Genomic DNA, 15,672 nt, shown 5'->3' with positions numbered 1-15,672 from the left:
GCCACATGACCGAAGAAGACGACCTACCCTCACTGGGGCGGCGACTGCGAGAAATACGTGAAGAATGCGGTCTATCCGGGCGCGAATTAGCAAGGAGAGCCTGCGTCGTCCAGTCGACGGTTTCGCGAATCGAGAACGGGCGTCGTATTGATGATCCCATGACCGTCGAGCAGGTCGTCGCTGCGCTGCCCGTCAACGCGAATGCGGCTGCCTCACTGCGCGCCCGGATTCGGGGTGCCTACGCCGATCGCCGAGATCGCCGGATTGATGCCGGAGTGTCGCTGCTCGGTGACGCTGCTCGGCGGTGGGAGCGGGGCGCTGCCACGGTGCGCGAGTTTCAGTCGGCGATGGTTCCGCGTGCGCTGAGGTCTTCCGAGTACGCGAATGCGGCCGGCGCATCTCCCTCTCCGCTGGTCGACCGGATTGGCGACGCCCGGTGTGACTTCGGGTTCGTCGTCACTGAGGGTGCGCTTCGGACGTGGCCGGCGGACGGATCGATGATGCCGGAACAGCTCGACCGCGTCGCTCGGGCCTGCGAGATGGCGAACGTGCGCCTGGCTGTCGTGCCGTGGTCGGTGCCGCTGCCGGTGGTGCCTCCGCACGGGTTCGCGGTGTTCGACGACGAGGCCGTGGTGGTGGAGACGTTCACGGCGCAGATGACCATCACCGAGCCGGACGCGGTTGCTACCTACGTCGACGCCTATGCCCGGCTCGAAGCGGTGGCGGTGACCGGCGAGGAGGCGGCCGAGCTGTTGGCGCGCATCCGGCGGGACTTCGAGGAGCTTGCACACTGATTCAGTGAATTCGTTGAATCACCGGCTGTCGGTGGCCTACTCTGCACATCACTGCGGTGTATAGCCCTCTAGACGGTGGTGATCACGATGGTCAGCTGGTCCCGCATGTTCCCCGGTCTCCCGACCGAAGTCGCCCAAGCCCGCGCCTTCACCCGCGCCGTGATGGACGGCCATCCCTTAGCCGATCCGGCCGAGCTCGTCATAAGCGAGCTCGCCACCAACGCGGTCCAACACTCCCTGAGCGGCGAATGGTGCGGCCCCTTCGTCGTCCACGTCGAGGCCGAACCCGCCTCGGCGCAGGTGGCCGTGGTCGACCTCGGCGGCGACTCCACGCCCACCGCCCGGCCGCCGGCAGATCTCGGCGCGGTCGACGACCACGGTCGGGGCCTGGCCATCGTGGCCGCGCTATCCAAAGATTGGGGCTTCGAGCCGGACCCGTTCGGGTTGCGGGTGTGGGCGAAGCTGGTCACCGACGGGCCTTCATGAGCGGTCCGCGCATGCCTCGGCGGCGTACGCGCTTCCGGGTGGTCGATGCTGAGACCGGGGCGGACGTTTCGCCTGCTCTGTCTAGGGTCCTAGACTCGGTCCGAGTGACCGAGGGAGCGTTGATGCCGGGCCAGTTCGAACGCATAGCGGAGATCGAAGACCCCTTCGAGCTGCTGCGCGCTGCCACAGAGCGCCTGGCCGAAGCCCAGCAGGAGGTCACCGAACTCTCCCGCCTGCGGCGGCGCCTGATCCAGGACCTGCACGCCCAGGGCATGTCCTATGCCCAGATCGCCGACAAGGCAGGGCTGAGCCGCGGGCGCATCCACCAGATCCGCCACACCGGCCCTGCGCCGGAAGCGGCCTTCCTCGGCCTGGGCACGGTCACCGTGGCGACCCCGCTGCGCTATGACCAGGTCAAGGACCGGCCCGTGCTGTCGCTCGACGACATGGCCACGGGCCAAGCGCTAGAGGAGCTGGTGCGCTCCTTCGACATGCAGGCCGTCTCAGACCACGTCACCGTGGACGGCCACATCGACCTCAACCGCTCCAACCTCGTCGTGGTCTGCGGACCGGCCATGTCCGAGCCCATGCGCAACGCCTACGAAACCGACCCCGTCATCCGGTGGGAGCGCGCGGAACCGGGGCTGTGGCTGCTGCATGACACGCGCACGGGTGAGAGCTACCGCTCCGGTCAGGAGATGGATCCGCAAGAGCCCATGGACGTCGCCTACCTCGGGCGGCTTGCCCGGCCGGACGGTCAAGGCACGTTCCTGGCCATCGCCGGAATCCACCCGCAGGGTTCGCGCGGGGTCGCTCACCTGCTCAACGGCGAGATCGCCTCACTGTGGGGCCAGGTCGGTGCCGAGCGGTTCTCGACGCTGGTGCGCACGGTGTACAACCCCGACACCGGTGAACCCGAGCGCGCTGAACTGATCACGCCCGTATACCGCCACGACCAGGACTGATCCGTGCCCTTCCGTCTGGCCACCGCCCCTGCCAAACCCGACCGGCCCAACGAGGACTTCGCCGCCGTGGGCACCGACGCGGCCGTGCTGCTCGACGGTGCCGGCACCCCGCCCGGCACGGAATCCGGATGCGTGCACGGGGTCGCCTGGTACTCCCACACCCTGGGCGGGCTACTGCTGAGCGCGCTCAGCTCAGGCGACACGCTCGCCGGTGCGCTGGCTAGCAGCATCGAGCGGGTGAACCGGCTGCACGCCGACACCTGCGACCTCAAGCACTCCGACACGCCCTCATCCACCGTCGTGGCGCTGCGGTGGGATGCGAGCGAACTGGAGTACCTGGTCCTAGCGGACTCCTCGCTCGTCCTCGACCGCGCTGGCACCTCCCCCGAGGTGGTCACCGACGACCGGGAAGCCGTGGTCGGCGCGGAACTGCGAAAGCCCATGGATGCGCTGCCCACCGGCACGCCCGAGCACGAGCAGGCGGTGCGCGACTACGTCGCGGCCCTGGCCGACCACCGCAACCGCCCCGGCGAGTTCTGGGTCGCCAACACCGATCCGGGTGCCGCCGACGAGGCCATTACCGGCCGCGTCGGGCTCGACGAGGTGGCCGCCGTGGCGCTGCTCAGCGACGGCGCTACCCGCCTGGCCGACCGCTTCGGCCTGGCCACCTGGCGCGACACTCTCGACACCCTCGCCGACGCTGGCCCGGATGCACTGATCGCACGGGTACGGGAAGCCGAGAACAGTGACCCGCAGGGGCAGCGGTGGCCGCGCGCCAAGAACCACGATGACGCGACGGTCGTCTACGGACACACCCCCGCCTGAGTATCCCCCTAGACAATCGCCGCTTCGACGCGCTACCTTCTGTCCATACCCCTAGACAGCACTCGCTGTGGTGGACGATCCACACTGTCTAGGGGGGCATACAGAGTTAAGAGAGGCGGAGAGATGGCGATTCAGGGTGCGCTGCCGGTGGAGTTCGGGACGGTGTTCCCGCACGGCGCTTACGCGCTGTCGGTGGAGGCGATCACCGACTTCGAGACCAAGCGTCCGCAGATGGACAAGGTGTCCGGGCTGCCGCTGTGGGCGGTGGACGTGATCGACGCCGACCCCGAAGCCCGCGGCAAGGCCAAGAGCGTGAAGGTGAAGGTGGCCGCCGAGCACTGCCCGACCCTGCCCGACGAGGTCCCCGGCCTGCCCTTCCGGCCCGTCGAGTTCGAGCAGATGTCGGTGATGCCCTACGTCGACGACTCGGGCCGGCGTCCCCGCGTCGCGTACTCGCTGCGGGCGCGCGGTGTGAAGACGCCCGGCGGCGGTGGTTCCCGCAAGGCCCCGGCCGCTGCGGCATCCGGTGCCGGTGGCTCCGGCGGTAAGGACGCGGGCTGAACGTCCCGCGCCTGCAAGCGGGGCGGCCTGTGGTGTTGGCGCACCCGGCCGCCCCTTCCACCCCTGCGAGACCTACGTAATCCCTGGAAGAGGTGTGTCCCCAGTATGTCCCAACAGCCTGCGCGGGTGAGCATCCGCGAGATCACCGCGTTCATGGACGCCGTGCGCGCCCACCGCAACGCCGCCTTCAACGGCTCCGAACCGCGCCCGGATGCGGCGCTGCTGGCGTGGAAGTCCAGCATCCTCGATCGGATCGCCGCCCAGACCGACGACACCGAAACCAACGCGGTCGCCGACGAGGCGCGTGCCGAGCTGGACGCCGTCCGCGCCGACGCCGGGGTCGGGGGTGGTCGGTGATGCTGGGCAACTCCAGCGCGGGCGCCTCCCAGGTCCAGCGGCCCACCGCTCCCGTGCCCGCGCAAGCGGTGCGCTTCACGACCCCGGTGGTCGAGACGCCGGGGATCTTCATCCTCACCGGGTGGCTGTGGCGCTTCCTGCGGCTGCTCGTCCTCCTGCCGGTCCAGTTCCCCGTCTCGGTCGCCACGGTCGCCGTCTCAGTGACCGTCTACGTGCTGACCGGATGGCTCGGGCTGGCGGCGCTGTGGACGATCACCGACATAGCTCTGTTGGTGTGGTGGCGGCGCTGGCCGCACTCCTTCAAGGCCCGTGTGGCGCTGCGGGCGCTGGCGACCTGGCGCCGGTTCTGGATCTACCGCCGCCACTGGCAACCCGTCCTCGTCGTCTCCGGCCTGGCCGAGTCCTACCTCGAACGCCAGTACCTGCCGCAGATCCGGGGGGTGACCTGCTCGGCGTGGGCCGATCGGGTGCGGGTCAAGCTGGTGGCCGGCACCGCCCCCGCCGAGTTCGAACAGCGCGTGTCCGAGCTGGCGCACGGCTTCGGCGCCCCGTCGTGCCGCGTCGAGGTGCGCGGGCCGCGGGATCTGGTGCTGGAGTTCCCCCGGCGGGACATGCTCGCCGAGCAGATCGACGCGCTACCCGTGCCCGACGATCCCCAGGATGTGGACCTGGGCGCACTGCCCGTGGGGCGCTGCGAGGACGGGCAACCGTGGAACCTGCGGCTGCACGGCACCCACGTCCTCACCGTCGGGGTGACGGGTGCGGGCAAGGGGTCGGTGCTGTGGTCGACCATCCGGGCCATGGTCCCGGCGATCGATGCGGGGGCGGCGCAGGTGTGGGCGATCGATCCCAAGCGGATGGAACTCTCCTACGGACGCAACCTGTTCGCCCGCTACGCCGACGCCGCCGACGAGGCCGTGTCCCTCCTGGAAGACGCTGTCGGGGCGATGCAGGAACGCGCCGAGCGCTATGCGGGCCGCAAACGGGTCCACGTGCCCAACACGCGGGATCCGTTCGTGGTGGTGGTTCTCGACGAGGTCGCGTTCCTGACCGCCTACCACCCCGAGCGCGAGATCCGGCGCCGTGCGGAGAACGCCATCGCCACCCTGACCAGTCAGGGACGGTCGGTCGGGTTCTGCGTCCTGGCGGCGCTGCAGGATCCGCGCAAGGAGGTGCTGAACCTGCGCAACCTGTTCCCGGACAAGATCGCGCTCCGGCTGGACGAGGCAAGCCAGGTCGACATGGTCCTCGGGGACGGGGCGCGGGACCGGGGCGGCAACGCCCACCTCATCGACCCCGACCTACCCGGCGTCGCCTTCGTGAAGCTGGAGGGTTCGCCGGCCCCGGTGCGGGTGCGGGCCGCGTTCGTCACCGATGCCGACATCGACCACATGGCCGAGAGCTATGCGGCCTCGCGCGCGGAGGACTCGGTCTGATGCCGGGTTCTCCTCAGCCGGTCCCCGCACACCGCAGCGATGCTTGCGAACAAAGCGAAAGCGACGGCTCCGAGCATGGTCCATCCGAGGGAACCCGCAGTGAACCCCCTGATCACGTTGCCTATCCCCACGACGGCCATCGGAGCGCAGATGACCGTCATGAATTTCCAGGTCGCCCGTTCCTCAGAAAGCGTCCTGCGTCGCTTCACCGCGGTCACCTCGTGACTTCGTTCCGAGCGGAAGGGAGCCGGAATGCCAACCCCGACCGGTAAGTCCACCCGAGCCGAGCGCCAAGCGCAACCGCTCGCCCGTGAGGTGGCCGAGCAGATCGCCGCAGACAAAGGCGTCTGCATCCGCCCGGTATCGCTGCGCCGCACCGACATCGCCACGGGCCGAACCGAGATCGTGGACGTGCCGTGCAGCTCCACGCTGGAATCCCGGTGCCCCTCCTGTGCCAAGCGCAAGCGCTCGATCCGGCGCAGCCAGTGCGAAGAGGGCTGGCACCTCGCCGAGGATCCGACCGTCACACCGGAGGAGCCTTCCGAGGTTCAACAGGCGTGGGTTGAACGCCGCGCGCTGGTGACCGCCGAGCGGGATCGGCTCGTGAACGCGGGCGGCGCTGCTCCCGACGAGGTGGCCGCGCTCGATCAGGCCATCGCCGACCTGGATACGGAGATCACCGCGTCAGGGCTGCGCGGGTCGGTTTCGCGGGGCTCGTCCTCGTCGGGCGGTGCTCGTCGGGTGCGCTCTACCAAGCGGCGCCAGGACGCGCCGGACCTGCCGAAACGGCAGATGGCGAAAACGACCGTGGGGCGCTCCTACGAGGATCCGGCGACCGGGAAGATCTTCCGGCCGTCGCTGTTCGTGACACTGACGTGCGACAGCTACGGGCGGGTGAAGGCGGACGGCACACCGGTGGATCCGTCCACGTACGACTACCGGCGGGCGGCTCGGGACGCGCTGCACTTCTCCAAGCTCATCGACCGGTTCGTGCAGAACCTTCGGCGCGTGGCGGGCTTCGATGTGCAGTACTTCGCCACCGTCGAACCGCAAAGGCGGCTGGCGCCACACCTGCACATGGCGACGAGGGGAACCATCCCGCGTGCCGAGCTGCGCCAGATCGCGGCGGCCACGTATCACCAAGTGTGGTGGCCTGCCGCCGACGAGGCCGTCTATACGGCTGACAACCTGCCCGCCTGGGACGAGTCGATCGGCGGCTATGTCGACATGGCGACCGGTGAAGTGCTGCCCACCTGGGAACAGGCGCTCGATGCCCGCGACGCCGACCCTTCGGCCGAACCGATGCACGTGGTCCGGTTCGGGCCGCAGGTCGACGCTAAGGGCGTGGTGGCCGGCACCGATGACGCCGACCGGTGCGTCCGGTACCTGGCGAAGTACCTGACCAAGGACATTGCCGAATGCCACGCCGTCGACACCGACGCCCAACAGCGCCACGTTGACCGGCTCGTGGAAGCCCTGCGGTTCGAACCCTGCTCGCCGAAGTGTGCGAACTGGCTGCGCTACGGCATCCAGCCGGACAACCCCAAGGCGGGCATGGCTCCGGGCTTCTGCCGCTCCAAAGCCCATCGGCGCGAACACCTCGGCTATGCCGGGCGCCGTGTCCTGGTCTCGCGCAAGTGGTCCGGTAAGACCGTCGCCGATCACAAGGCGGACCGGCTGCGCTGGGTCCTCGACGCGTTGGGCGTGGATCCCGACGCCGACCCCGACGAGGGCCAGGGCGACGGCGGCCCCGCTCCGGTCTTCTCGGCGGATTCTTCCGGCAATCACGCCTGGGAGCTGGCACGCCCCACCGATCCCGACGTCCCGCCGCGCGAACACCGCCTACTGCGGGCGGTCGGCGAAGCGCTCAAGCGCCGCGCCCAACTCGACGCCGTTCGGCAACAGCGATCCGACGCTTCTTCGGCAACTCCGGAAAGGGCCGCATGACGACCGCCGCGACGCAAGGCCACAGCATCCCCGCGCAACTCTGGTCCGTGCGGGAAACCGCCGGCTTCCTCGGCGTCCCGGCGAAGACGCTCTACGAATGGCGCTACAAGGGCGACGGTCCGCCCTCGCACCGCGTCGGGCGGTACCTGCGCTACGTCCCCGCTGAAGTCCACGCCTGGGTCCGCTCGCAGTAGCGGCAGAGATAGGGAAGAGGAAAAGCGCATGGCTCGGGTGTGGATCTACGACCGCACGCGCGACAAGGGGTACCGCGACGCCGTCGCCAACGCCAAGGCGGCCAAGCGCACCCCTCCGGCCCGCTGGCAAGTCCGGTACTACGACCCCGCGGGAAAACCCAAGAGCGGCGGCACCTACCGCAAGAAGCCGGACGCCGAGAAGCGGCAGAACGACCTGGAATCCAGCCTCAACGCCGGTTCCTACCGCGATCCGGCCGCGTCCAAGGTCACCCTCGGCGCGATGGCCGACAAATGGCTAGGGACACGTACCGACATCAAGCGCGCCACCTGGTGGAAGTACCGGAGTCTCCTGGACAACCACGTCCTCGACCGCTGGGGAGAACTCCCGCTCGACGCGATCCACAGCGAGGACATCGCCGTCTGGATCGCCGAGCTTCAGAAGCCGCGCGACGAGGGCGGGAGCAACCTCGGTGCCTCCCAGACCCAGCACGCGCACGCGGTGCTGTCCATGGTCCTCGGCTGGTGCGTCCCGCGCCGGATCCCGTTCAACCCGGCGCAAGGCCTCAAGCTCCCCAAGGCCAGCGAAGCCGAACACGTTTACCTCACCTATGACCAGGTGGAAACGCTCGCCAACGCGGCGGCGGAGCTGCGCACCAAGTACCGCCAGAAGTCGGCAGCGTCGGCGGTGAACCGCGCGCTCGTGCTGCTGCTCGCCTACACCGGACTCCGCTGGAGTGAAGCGGCGGCCCTGCGCGTCCATCGGGTCGACCTGGCCAAGCGGCGCATCCGCGTCGCCGTCACCTTCTCCGAGGTCAAGGGCGAAGCGACCGAAGACGTGCCCAAGACCGGCGAACGCCGGACCGTGCCCATCCCCGCGTCGCTCGTCCCGGAACTCGCTCCGCTTGTCGAGAACCGCGACCCCGACGCCTACGTCTTCACCACCAAGCGCGGTGCGCCGCTGCGCATCCACAACTGGCGCATGCGCGAGTTCAACAACGCGCGCAAGGACGCGGGCCTCGATGGACTCGGCCTGACTCCGCACAAGCTCCGGCACACCGCCGCGTCACTCGCCATCGCAGCCGGCGCGGACGTGAAGGTGGTTCAGCAGATGCTCGGCCACGCGACCGCGACCATGACGCTCGACACCTACGGCCACCTCTTCCCGGACCGCCTGGACGAGGTCGCCGACGCCATGGACGCCGGGCGGATGAAGGCCGCTGCGGCGCGCTCCAAGAGGCCAACCGCCCCGGAGCATGTGCGCCTGAGTCTGCACCGGCCCCTGAGCGCCCACAACCCCCGCACACACGAAAACGGGTGCCCACCTGCGTGGACACCCGTTTTTCCGTCGGGGTGGCGGGATTTGAACCCACGACCTCTTCGTCCCGAACGAAGCGCGCTACCAAGCTGCGCTACACCCCGTTTGCGGCCGAGAACAGTCTAGCGGACGTGAGGGCGTGGTCGCACACGCTCCACAGGTGGGAAACCTGACGGGGCGGGATTGGTCGGCGGCGTGGTCGGGTGAGCTGCGGTTTCCCGTGAAACCATCGGGTGCGGCACCGCCCGTCCGTGGCGCAAGGGGGCGCTGTCAGACCAGCTTCTCCAGTTCGGCCTGGGCCTGCTGGGCCTCGGGGACGCCCAGGTCGGCGAACAGCTTCGCGGCGCCGGCGAGGTGTTCGACGGCCTGCTCGCGCTCGACGGCCTCGGTCGAAAGCAGTCCCAGTCCCATCAGGGCCTTGCCCTCGATGTGCAACTCGCCCCGCTCCCGTGCCAGCCGGAGGGCTTCCTCGTGGGCCTTGCGGGCCTCCTCGGCATAGCCCGCCTCCGCGTAAGTGCACCCCAGTTGGGTGAGCACCTCCGCGTCAGCGCTGTGCTGGCCGATCTCCTCCCCCAGGTCGAGCGCTGCGCGGTGGGCTTCAAGAGCGCCGTCGATGTCGCCGCTCGCGCGCCGGGCGACCGCAAGGCCGTTGCGGATGTAGATCTCCTCGCGATGCGACCCCGTCAGCTGAGCCAGTCTCAACGCCTCGCCGAGGTAGTGGAACCGCTGGTCGGGGTCTCCGCGCATCCCGTAGACCTCGCCCAGGGTGCACAGCACCCCGGCAGCGGTGTCGTACTCTCCCTCGTCCTTCTTGATCCGCAACGCGGCCTCGCCGAACTCGACGGCGCGGTCGTAGTCGCCCAGCACCTGGTAGGCGATTGCGAGGTTCCCCCGCTGCAGGGACTCCAGCTGCCGGTCCTCGACCGAGAGGGCGTACTCGAGGACCTTCCAGGCGTGGGACAGGGACTCGTGGAAGCGGCCCATACGCTCGTAGACCAGGCTCAGGCTGGCGTCGACGCGCGCCTGGCCGCGCTCGTCGTCGATCGTCGAGAGGATGCCGCGCGCCTCGTTCAGCAGGTCCAGCGAGTGCTGGAACCGCCCCGCCAAGCAGTGCGCGATCCCCAAGCCGATGAGGGTCGCTGCGCTCCCGCGCTCGTTGCCCTTCGCGCGGCTCGCCGCGAGGGCTTTCTCCTGGGTCGACATCAGGAGTTCGGTCTCGCCGTGGTTGGCGTAGTGGCGCCACAGGGAGTCGGCCAGCTGCCAGGCCGGTTCGTCGAGACCGGCGGCGGCGTAGAAATCCACTGCGGCAGCGAGGTTGTCCTGGTGCCGCTCGAACCAGGCCGTGGCCTCGGCACGGTCGGCAAGTTCGTTGTGGTAGCGCGACGACCGCCCGCTGTCGATCTCGTAGTGGTGGCTGCGCGGTCCCATCATGTCGGCGGCGCGGTTGGCCATGTCCAGGTAGTGGTCGGCGAGTCGGCGGCGGGCCGCGTCGGCCTCCTCGGCTGGGAGGTCGGTGCCGGCTTTCTCCTTGGCGTAGGAGCCGATGAGGTCGTGGAAGCGGTACAGGTCCACGCTCGGCTCGTCGAACAGGCAGACGCTGACGAGCTCCTGCAGCAGGTCGTCGGCGTCGGGCGGGTCGCAGTCGAGCAGCGCGGCCGCCCCGTGCAGGTCGACGGTGCTTCCGATCATCACGCCGAGGATGAGGAAGGCGCGGCGCTGCTCGTCGTTGAGGCTCTGGTAGGACAGCTCGAAAACCGCCTCGACGCTGTGCCCCTCGATGCGCAGTTCGCGGAACATCCGGTGGTGTTCGCTGAGGCGCTGCCTGACGTGCTCGAAGGTCCAGCGGGGCCGACTGAGCATGCGCCCGGCCACGATGCGCAGCGCGAGCGGGAGCCCGCCGCACATCCGGACGACCTCGCGGGCGGTGTCGGGCTCCTGGTCCACCCGCGACGAGCCGAGGACGGTGGCGAAGAGGCGCAGCGACGCCTGTGGACCGAGCATGCCCAGGGAGATGTACTGCGCGCCGCTGAGTCCGGGCAGATCCTGGCGGGAGGTGACCAGCGTGAGGGAACCCGGCGCGGCCGCCAGCAGCGGGCTGATCTGCGCGAAGTTCGCCACGTTGTCCAGGACGACCAGCACGCGCCGCCCGGACAGGCTCGCCCGCCATAAGGCCGCCCGCTCCTCGACGGGCTCCGGGATAGCGTCCGGCTGGACGCCGACAGCCCGGAGCAGGCTGCCCAGCGCCGATGCCGGGGGGACCGGCTCCTGCTCGACCGTGTAGCCGTAAAGGTCGATGAACAGCAGCCCGTCGGGGAACCGCGTCGCCAGGCGATGGGCTCCGTGTACGGCCAGTGTCGTCTTCCCGGCGCCGCCGGGGCCGGTGATGACGGCGACCTCGGCCCGCGCCTCGTCGCTCCCGCCGAGGTCCAGGAGGCGCTGGAGGTCCTGCTCGCGTCCGGTGAAGTCGGGGATGTCGCGCGGCAGGTCGTTGCGTGCGACGAATTCGGCCGGCGGCCGCTGCTCGGGTTTGTCGCTCCGGGGGGACTCCGGCCGTACCGCCTGGGCCCGGTCTGTGCTGCCCGCCGCGGCGGCGAGCTGACCCGCGCTCGATTCGGTCTCGCGCAGGATCTCCGTGTGCAGTTCCATGACCTCGGGGCTGGGGTCGACCCCCAGCTCCTCGGCCAGGTACTCGCGGCACTCCTGGAACGCGGCGAGCGCCGAGGCCCGCTGGCCGCTGCGGAACAGCGCGGCGATCAGGTAGTACTGCAGCCGCTCCCGCAGCGGGTCATCGCGGACGAGCGGTGTGACACGGGTGACGATTTCGGTGTAGCGGTGCAGCGAGAAGGCGCACTCGACCCAGGAGGTCCAGGCGGTCCAGCGCTCTTCCAGCAGCGGGCGGGCGACGGAGTTGTAGAGGTGTTCCGAGCCGGTTCCGGAAAACGGCCGGCCCCGCCAGCAGGCGAGCGCCTCGTCCCAGAGGACGGCCTCCTCCGCGGCATCGTCAGCCTCCCCGGCGCGGGCGACGAGGTCGCGGAACCGGTGCAGGTCCACCATTTCGGGCCCGACCGCGGCCAGGTAGCCCCCGGCGGTCGTCTGGATGACGTCGGGGAAGGAACGGCGCAGATGGGAGATCTGCACCTGGATGACGGACCGGGCGGTGCGCGGCGGGTCGTCGTCCCACAGATACTCGATCAGCCGCTCGACCGTGACTTCTTTGCCCAGCTCGACAAGGAGCGCACCCAGCACGCACCGCTGGCGCGGACCACCGACGGGAACCGACTCGCCGCCGTTCGACCACGCCGATATGGGGCCGAGCACGCCAAAATTCACGAACAGCACTCTAGCAATGGCTGTTCGCGCGCAAGGAGGGATCGCCGCCGCAGGACTCCCCCCTGGATCCCCTGCGGCGGCGTGTTCACCGCCGGTGCCGGATTCGCCGGTTCAGCGCTCCTGTTCCTCCGGTTTCTCCGCGGGAGCCTCGGTCTCCTTCTCGGCGGGTACCACCTCGGGGCTCTCCGCCTCCCGCTCGTGCAACGGGTCCGAGAACGGGTCCATCCTCGCGGTCTCCGCCGCCCGGATTTCCGCGACGAGCTGCGCGAACCACTCGTCCACTGGACGCCCATCCGCCACCGGAGCTGATTTCATGATTCTCCCTACCACCTGCTACGGGCGGCGCGCAGGCCGACTAGGGCCAGTCGACGCCCTCGTCTTCGTTGTCAGCGGGCTCGTCGCCGTCGTCTTCTTCAAGCGGTTCGAAGTCGGGCACCGAGAACGGGTCGGTCCGGGCCGTGACATCGGCCTCGATACCCGCGACGATCAGCGCGAACTCGTCATCCACAAGCATGGTGTCCTGGAGCGTCGCCTGGTTCATGGGGGCCTCCCGAAAAGGACGTGTGCGCTGCGGACCGGCGGGGCCTGCTCCCCGCGCGGCGTGTCTGCACGCTCGGCCGCGGCTTTGGGCGCACAGGCCGGGCGAGAGCGTCCGCAGCGTGCACGCCTCGTCTCGGCCTGTCCCATTCGCCGCAGCCCGGCCGGCGCCCGCGGGCCGTCCTCCCGCGGGTGCCGGTCCGGCTGAACGTGTTTCCACACTAGAGACGGGGCCTTGCGGGCCGCTTTCAGTTCACTTTCACCCGATCCGCCGCGATCGGCCGGTCTCAGCGCGGCAGGCTCACCTGCCCCTCCGCCCGGTCCCCGACACATGGGGTTTCTGTCCTCATCAGGCCGCCGGCGGTACGAAGGGGGCGGTTCACCTCTACACTTCCTGCCCGTGGCACACCACGCTCCAGACTCCCCGAAAGGACCGGGCGGCGTCCTGCCCAAGAGCACGCTCTGGCGCGCCGTCGCCATGCTGGTCGCGGCCGCGGTGTTCGCGGTGGCGACGCTGGCGCTGTGGGCGACCGGAGGGCTGGCGCGGGCCGACCCCACACCGGAGCAGGAGCCGGGCACCGAGGTACGCACGAAGATGTACACACTGACCCCCCATAAGGCGGAGTTCACGACCGGCTCCGACGGCCTCACGGCACTGCGGATCAGCGCCGACCTCGTCTCCAACCACACCAAGCCCTTCCAGGTCAGCGAACTGAACCGGACGATCGAGATCGACTTCCCGTCCGGCAGGATCGACCCCGCCCAGCTGAGTCTGACCTACGCCCGCCAACCCGACGGGTTCGTCTTCGAGGTCCAGCCGGCCATGCGGGAAGAGGTTCTGATGACCTGGACACTGCGCAAGGCCGAGGCGGAGGACAAGCGGAACCAGCAGGAGGAGGACTCCGACAACCCGCTGGCCGGGCTGGGCGGCGAGCCGGCCGGGGACGGCGGCTTCGACCTCGGCGCGCTGACGGAGCAACCGGAGGACGTCGCTCCCCTGGCGAAGAAGGAGGAGAAGGTGGTGGTCTCCTTCAACGAGAACGAGTACGTCTCGGGCTTCACCGACCAGAGGAAGCGCTGGCAGCCGACCGAACGGGCCGCGGCCCAGATCAGCTTCCCGCTGGGTGAGGGGTGATCGGGCCGTGACCTCTCCCTTCGTGCGCCGCGCAGCAGCCGTCTTCGCCACCCTCACCCTGTTGAGCCTGATCGTGATGGCGCAGTCGCTGGTCCCGGACGACACGCTGGCGACCGAGCCCATCGCCTACTCGGGAGAGATCGGCGAACCCGTCGACGCGGAGCGGTTCACCGTTCGGGTCGAGCGGGTCCGCATCGCCGAGACCGCGGTCGACGAGGACGGCCTCGGCTCGTCGGGGCCCATCGAGGCGAAGGGTGTATGGCTGGTGGCCACCGCCGAGATCACCTCCGCCACCGCCCCGCTGCTCCACATCGACGCCGCACTCGTGATGGGCGACGGCTACGTGTACTCCGCCAACCGCTGGCTGAGCAACGACATGGCAGGGGGAACCGGCACCACGCTGGACCCGGGGATCCCCGTCACCGGGGCCCTCGCCTTCGAGGTGCCGAAGAAGCGGCTCAAGGACCCCACGCTGCAGGTGAGCGCCCGCCAGTCGATCGACGGACGGCTGAGCGCCCGCGCCGACGTCGACCTCGGACTGAGCGGTTCCGAACTCGACCGGCGCCTCGCGCAACCCGAAGACCGGGTCGTCGTGCCCTCACCCACCGAGACGTCGTAGGAAAGCGCCGCACATGCACCCTGACGACCCGAACCGCGAGGAACGGCCCGAGACCGGACGGCGGCCGCCGTCCGGTCAGCAGCCGCCCGCGGACCACCAGCCGCCCGCCGGGCGGCAACCGCCGCGCCCCGACCGCGGCCGTCCTATGCCGCCACCCGGTCATCAGCCGGCACCCGCGCCTCCCCCGCCCGCCCAGCACGGCCCCGCCGGGGCACCGCCGCCCCCGCCGGGACACCCGGGTCCGCAGAGCCCGCAGCCCGGGCCGGCGCACCACCAGCCGCCCCAAGGGCCGCACGATGGGCGCGGTCCGCTCGGACCGGGCGGACCGCCGCCCGCACACGGCCCGCAGGTTCCGCCCGGTCAGCAACCGCGGAACCCGCGGCCGCAGCCTCCGCCGCCCGGACCGCCCGCAGGCCCTCCGCCGCAGCATCCCCGCGGCGGACCCGGCGCTCAGCCCGGTCCGTGGGGACCGGCGCCTGGCGGACCGGGCTTCGCTCCGCCGCCGCAGGCACCGGCGCCGGCTCCTCCGCACGCGGGCGCGCCCGCGGCGCCCGGCGGTCAGCGCCCCCGCCGCGCCCTCCCCTGGTGGAAGCGCCACCACCTGCCGGCCGTCGCCGTGCTGCTGCTGGTGCTGCCGATCGCGCTGGGCGTGCCCTGGTGGATGGAGCGCCAGGACATGCTGGACCAGGGCGCGATCCGGCCGGAGCCGACCATGGTCCCGGCGTCCGACGAGGCCGCCGAACTGGTGGGCACCCGCTGGGAGTTGCGCGGTGTCCTCGTCGGCGAACTGGAAGGGGCGGCGCCCCCGCCCGAGGGCACCCGCCTCGTCGACGCCGTCTTCAAGCTGACCCCCGGCGAAGGCGCCTCCCGAAAACGCCTCGTCGACTGCAAGTTCCGCGCCGTCGACGGCGAAGGCCGCTGGTGGCGGCCGACCTCGGCCTACGACACGCGGCCCAGCCTGCAGGGGACGCCGACACTGCTCTACGGATGCACCGACGACAACAGCGATCCGCTGCCCGCGGGCGAGGAGGTCGGCGCGGTCGTCAGCTTCGTGGTGCCCGAAGACGCCGTCGACTCCCTCACCGTCGAGGTGGCGGTGCCCACCTCCGGCCGGGTGGACGCCCCGGCTCCGGCGTCGCTGCGCTTCGAGCAGAAGTAGTCGGACCCGCGC

The 15,672-nt window shown here is 70.3% G+C and carries 16 protein-coding genes, 1 tRNA gene and 1 pseudogene; 14 read left to right on the top strand and 4 right to left on the bottom strand.

The genetic code is table 11. The annotated features are described in order from the left end of the window. Window positions 1-5: 5 nt before the first annotated feature. The 11 genes and pseudogenes from EKD16_RS00630 to EKD16_RS26550 all read left to right on the top strand — a co-directional run. On the top strand, window positions 6-794 hold the full coding sequence (locus EKD16_RS00630; RefSeq protein WP_131096578.1) for a Scr1 family TA system antitoxin-like transcriptional regulator: 789 nt from the start codon (window positions 6-8) through the stop codon (window positions 792-794). Window positions 795-869: 75 nt separating this feature from the next. Continuing rightward, the gene (locus EKD16_RS00625) at window positions 870-1,280 is read left to right on the top strand and encodes an ATP-binding protein (RefSeq protein ID WP_131096577.1); all 411 of its coding nucleotides are present in this window, start codon (window positions 870-872) and stop codon (window positions 1,278-1,280) included. Between the two features lie 104 nt (window positions 1,281-1,384). Continuing rightward, complete coding sequence (locus tag EKD16_RS00620) at window positions 1,385-2,245, top strand: sigma-70 RNA polymerase sigma factor region 4 domain-containing protein (RefSeq protein ID WP_242677168.1); 861 nt, start codon at window positions 1,385-1,387, stop codon at window positions 2,243-2,245. A gap of 3 nt (window positions 2,246-2,248) precedes the next feature. Continuing rightward, the gene (locus tag EKD16_RS00615; RefSeq protein ID WP_131096576.1) at window positions 2,249-3,070 is read left to right on the top strand and encodes a protein phosphatase 2C domain-containing protein; all 822 of its coding nucleotides are present in this window, start codon (window positions 2,249-2,251) and stop codon (window positions 3,068-3,070) included. Window positions 3,071-3,193: 123 nt separating this feature from the next. Continuing rightward, window positions 3,194-3,631: a plasmid replication, integration and excision activator gene (locus EKD16_RS00610; protein ID WP_131096575.1), complete on the top strand. Its 438-nt coding sequence runs from the start codon at window positions 3,194-3,196 to the stop codon at window positions 3,629-3,631. Window positions 3,632-3,736: 105 nt separating this feature from the next. Then, a complete protein-coding gene (locus tag EKD16_RS00605; RefSeq protein WP_131096574.1) occupies window positions 3,737-3,988 on the top strand; it encodes a hypothetical protein in 252 nt (83 codons plus the stop codon). Beyond that, complete coding sequence (locus EKD16_RS00600) at window positions 3,988-5,424, top strand: FtsK/SpoIIIE domain-containing protein (protein ID WP_131096573.1); 1,437 nt, start codon at window positions 3,988-3,990, stop codon at window positions 5,422-5,424. Before EKD16_RS00605 ends, EKD16_RS00600 begins: the two co-directional genes overlap by 1 nt. A gap of 99 nt (window positions 5,425-5,523) precedes the next feature. Beyond that, window positions 5,524-5,649 (top strand): hypothetical protein, encoded by a 126-nt coding sequence (locus EKD16_RS26300; protein WP_278248911.1) that lies wholly within the window; start codon window positions 5,524-5,526, stop codon window positions 5,647-5,649. Between the two features lie 27 nt (window positions 5,650-5,676). Continuing rightward, window positions 5,677-7,371: a replication initiator gene (locus EKD16_RS00595; RefSeq protein WP_131096572.1), complete on the top strand. Its 1,695-nt coding sequence runs from the start codon at window positions 5,677-5,679 to the stop codon at window positions 7,369-7,371. Continuing rightward, window positions 7,368-7,565 carry a helix-turn-helix transcriptional regulator gene (locus tag EKD16_RS00590; RefSeq protein WP_131096571.1) on the top strand — a complete coding sequence of 66 codons (198 nt, stop codon included), beginning with the start codon at window positions 7,368-7,370 and terminating at the stop codon, window positions 7,563-7,565. Before EKD16_RS00595 ends, EKD16_RS00590 begins: the two co-directional genes overlap by 4 nt. 28 nt (window positions 7,566-7,593) lie before the next feature. Next, window positions 7,594-8,667, top strand: a pseudogene (locus EKD16_RS26550) (tyrosine-type recombinase/integrase); the annotation flags it as partial. Between the two features lie 243 nt (window positions 8,668-8,910). Here the strand turns inward: EKD16_RS26550 and EKD16_RS00575 are convergent. The 4 genes from EKD16_RS00575 to EKD16_RS00560 form a co-directional block, all read right to left on the bottom strand. Beyond that, a tRNA-Pro gene (locus tag EKD16_RS00575) sits at window positions 8,911-8,984 on the bottom strand. A gap of 166 nt (window positions 8,985-9,150) precedes the next feature. Beyond that, entirely contained in the window at window positions 9,151-12,210 is a 3,060-nt protein-coding gene (locus EKD16_RS00570) for an AfsR/SARP family transcriptional regulator (protein ID WP_242677166.1), read from the bottom strand. Between the two features lie 111 nt (window positions 12,211-12,321). Continuing rightward, window positions 12,322-12,525 carry a hypothetical protein gene (locus EKD16_RS00565; RefSeq protein ID WP_165498462.1) on the bottom strand — a complete coding sequence of 68 codons (204 nt, stop codon included), beginning with the start codon at window positions 12,523-12,525 and terminating at the stop codon, window positions 12,322-12,324. 40 nt (window positions 12,526-12,565) lie between these two features. Further along, window positions 12,566-12,751: a hypothetical protein gene (locus EKD16_RS00560; RefSeq protein ID WP_131096569.1), complete on the bottom strand. Its 186-nt coding sequence runs from the start codon at window positions 12,749-12,751 to the stop codon at window positions 12,566-12,568. Between the two features lie 396 nt (window positions 12,752-13,147). Here EKD16_RS00560 and EKD16_RS00555 point away from each other — a divergent pair, with 396 nt between their 5' ends. From EKD16_RS00555 to EKD16_RS00545, 3 genes are all read left to right on the top strand, one after another. After that, window positions 13,148-13,882, top strand: a complete 735-nt coding sequence (locus tag EKD16_RS00555; protein ID WP_131096568.1) for a hypothetical protein — start codon at window positions 13,148-13,150, stop codon at window positions 13,880-13,882. Window positions 13,883-13,889: 7 nt separating this feature from the next. Continuing rightward, window positions 13,890-14,501 carry a DUF4352 domain-containing protein gene (locus EKD16_RS00550; protein WP_131096567.1) on the top strand — a complete coding sequence of 204 codons (612 nt, stop codon included), beginning with the start codon at window positions 13,890-13,892 and terminating at the stop codon, window positions 14,499-14,501. 616 nt (window positions 14,502-15,117) lie between these two features. Then, window positions 15,118-15,660, top strand: a complete 543-nt coding sequence (locus EKD16_RS00545) for a hypothetical protein (protein WP_131096566.1) — start codon at window positions 15,118-15,120, stop codon at window positions 15,658-15,660. Window positions 15,661-15,672: the final 12 nt, after the last annotated feature.

Source organism: Streptomonospora litoralis (assembly GCF_004323735.1).
In the GTDB taxonomy this organism is placed as follows: domain Bacteria; phylum Actinomycetota; class Actinomycetes; order Streptosporangiales; family Streptosporangiaceae; genus Streptomonospora; species Streptomonospora litoralis.
This window is presented reverse-complemented; position numbering and strand designations above follow the sequence as displayed.

What these genes read in the sequence shown, in the direction of transcription:
- EKD16_RS00610 (WP_131096575.1), top strand. Translation starts at nt 3,194, where the DNA reads ATGGCGATTCAGGGTGCGCTGCCGGTGGAGTTCGGGACGGTGTTCCCG.
- EKD16_RS00590 (WP_131096571.1), top strand. Translation starts at nt 7,368, where the DNA reads ATGACGACCGCCGCGACGCAAGGCCACAGCATCCCCGCGCAACTCTGG.
- EKD16_RS00565 (WP_165498462.1), bottom strand. Translation starts at nt 12,525, where the DNA reads ATGAAATCAGCTCCGGTGGCGGATGGGCGTCCAGTGGACGAGTGGTTC.
- EKD16_RS00630 (WP_131096578.1), top strand. Translation starts at nt 6, where the DNA reads ATGACCGAAGAAGACGACCTACCCTCACTGGGGCGGCGACTGCGAGAA.
- EKD16_RS00600 (WP_131096573.1), top strand. Translation starts at nt 3,988, where the DNA reads ATGCTGGGCAACTCCAGCGCGGGCGCCTCCCAGGTCCAGCGGCCCACC.
- EKD16_RS00605 (WP_131096574.1), top strand. Translation starts at nt 3,737, where the DNA reads ATGTCCCAACAGCCTGCGCGGGTGAGCATCCGCGAGATCACCGCGTTC.
- EKD16_RS00595 (WP_131096572.1), top strand. Translation starts at nt 5,677, where the DNA reads ATGCCAACCCCGACCGGTAAGTCCACCCGAGCCGAGCGCCAAGCGCAA.
- EKD16_RS00560 (WP_131096569.1), bottom strand. Translation starts at nt 12,751, where the DNA reads ATGAACCAGGCGACGCTCCAGGACACCATGCTTGTGGATGACGAGTTC.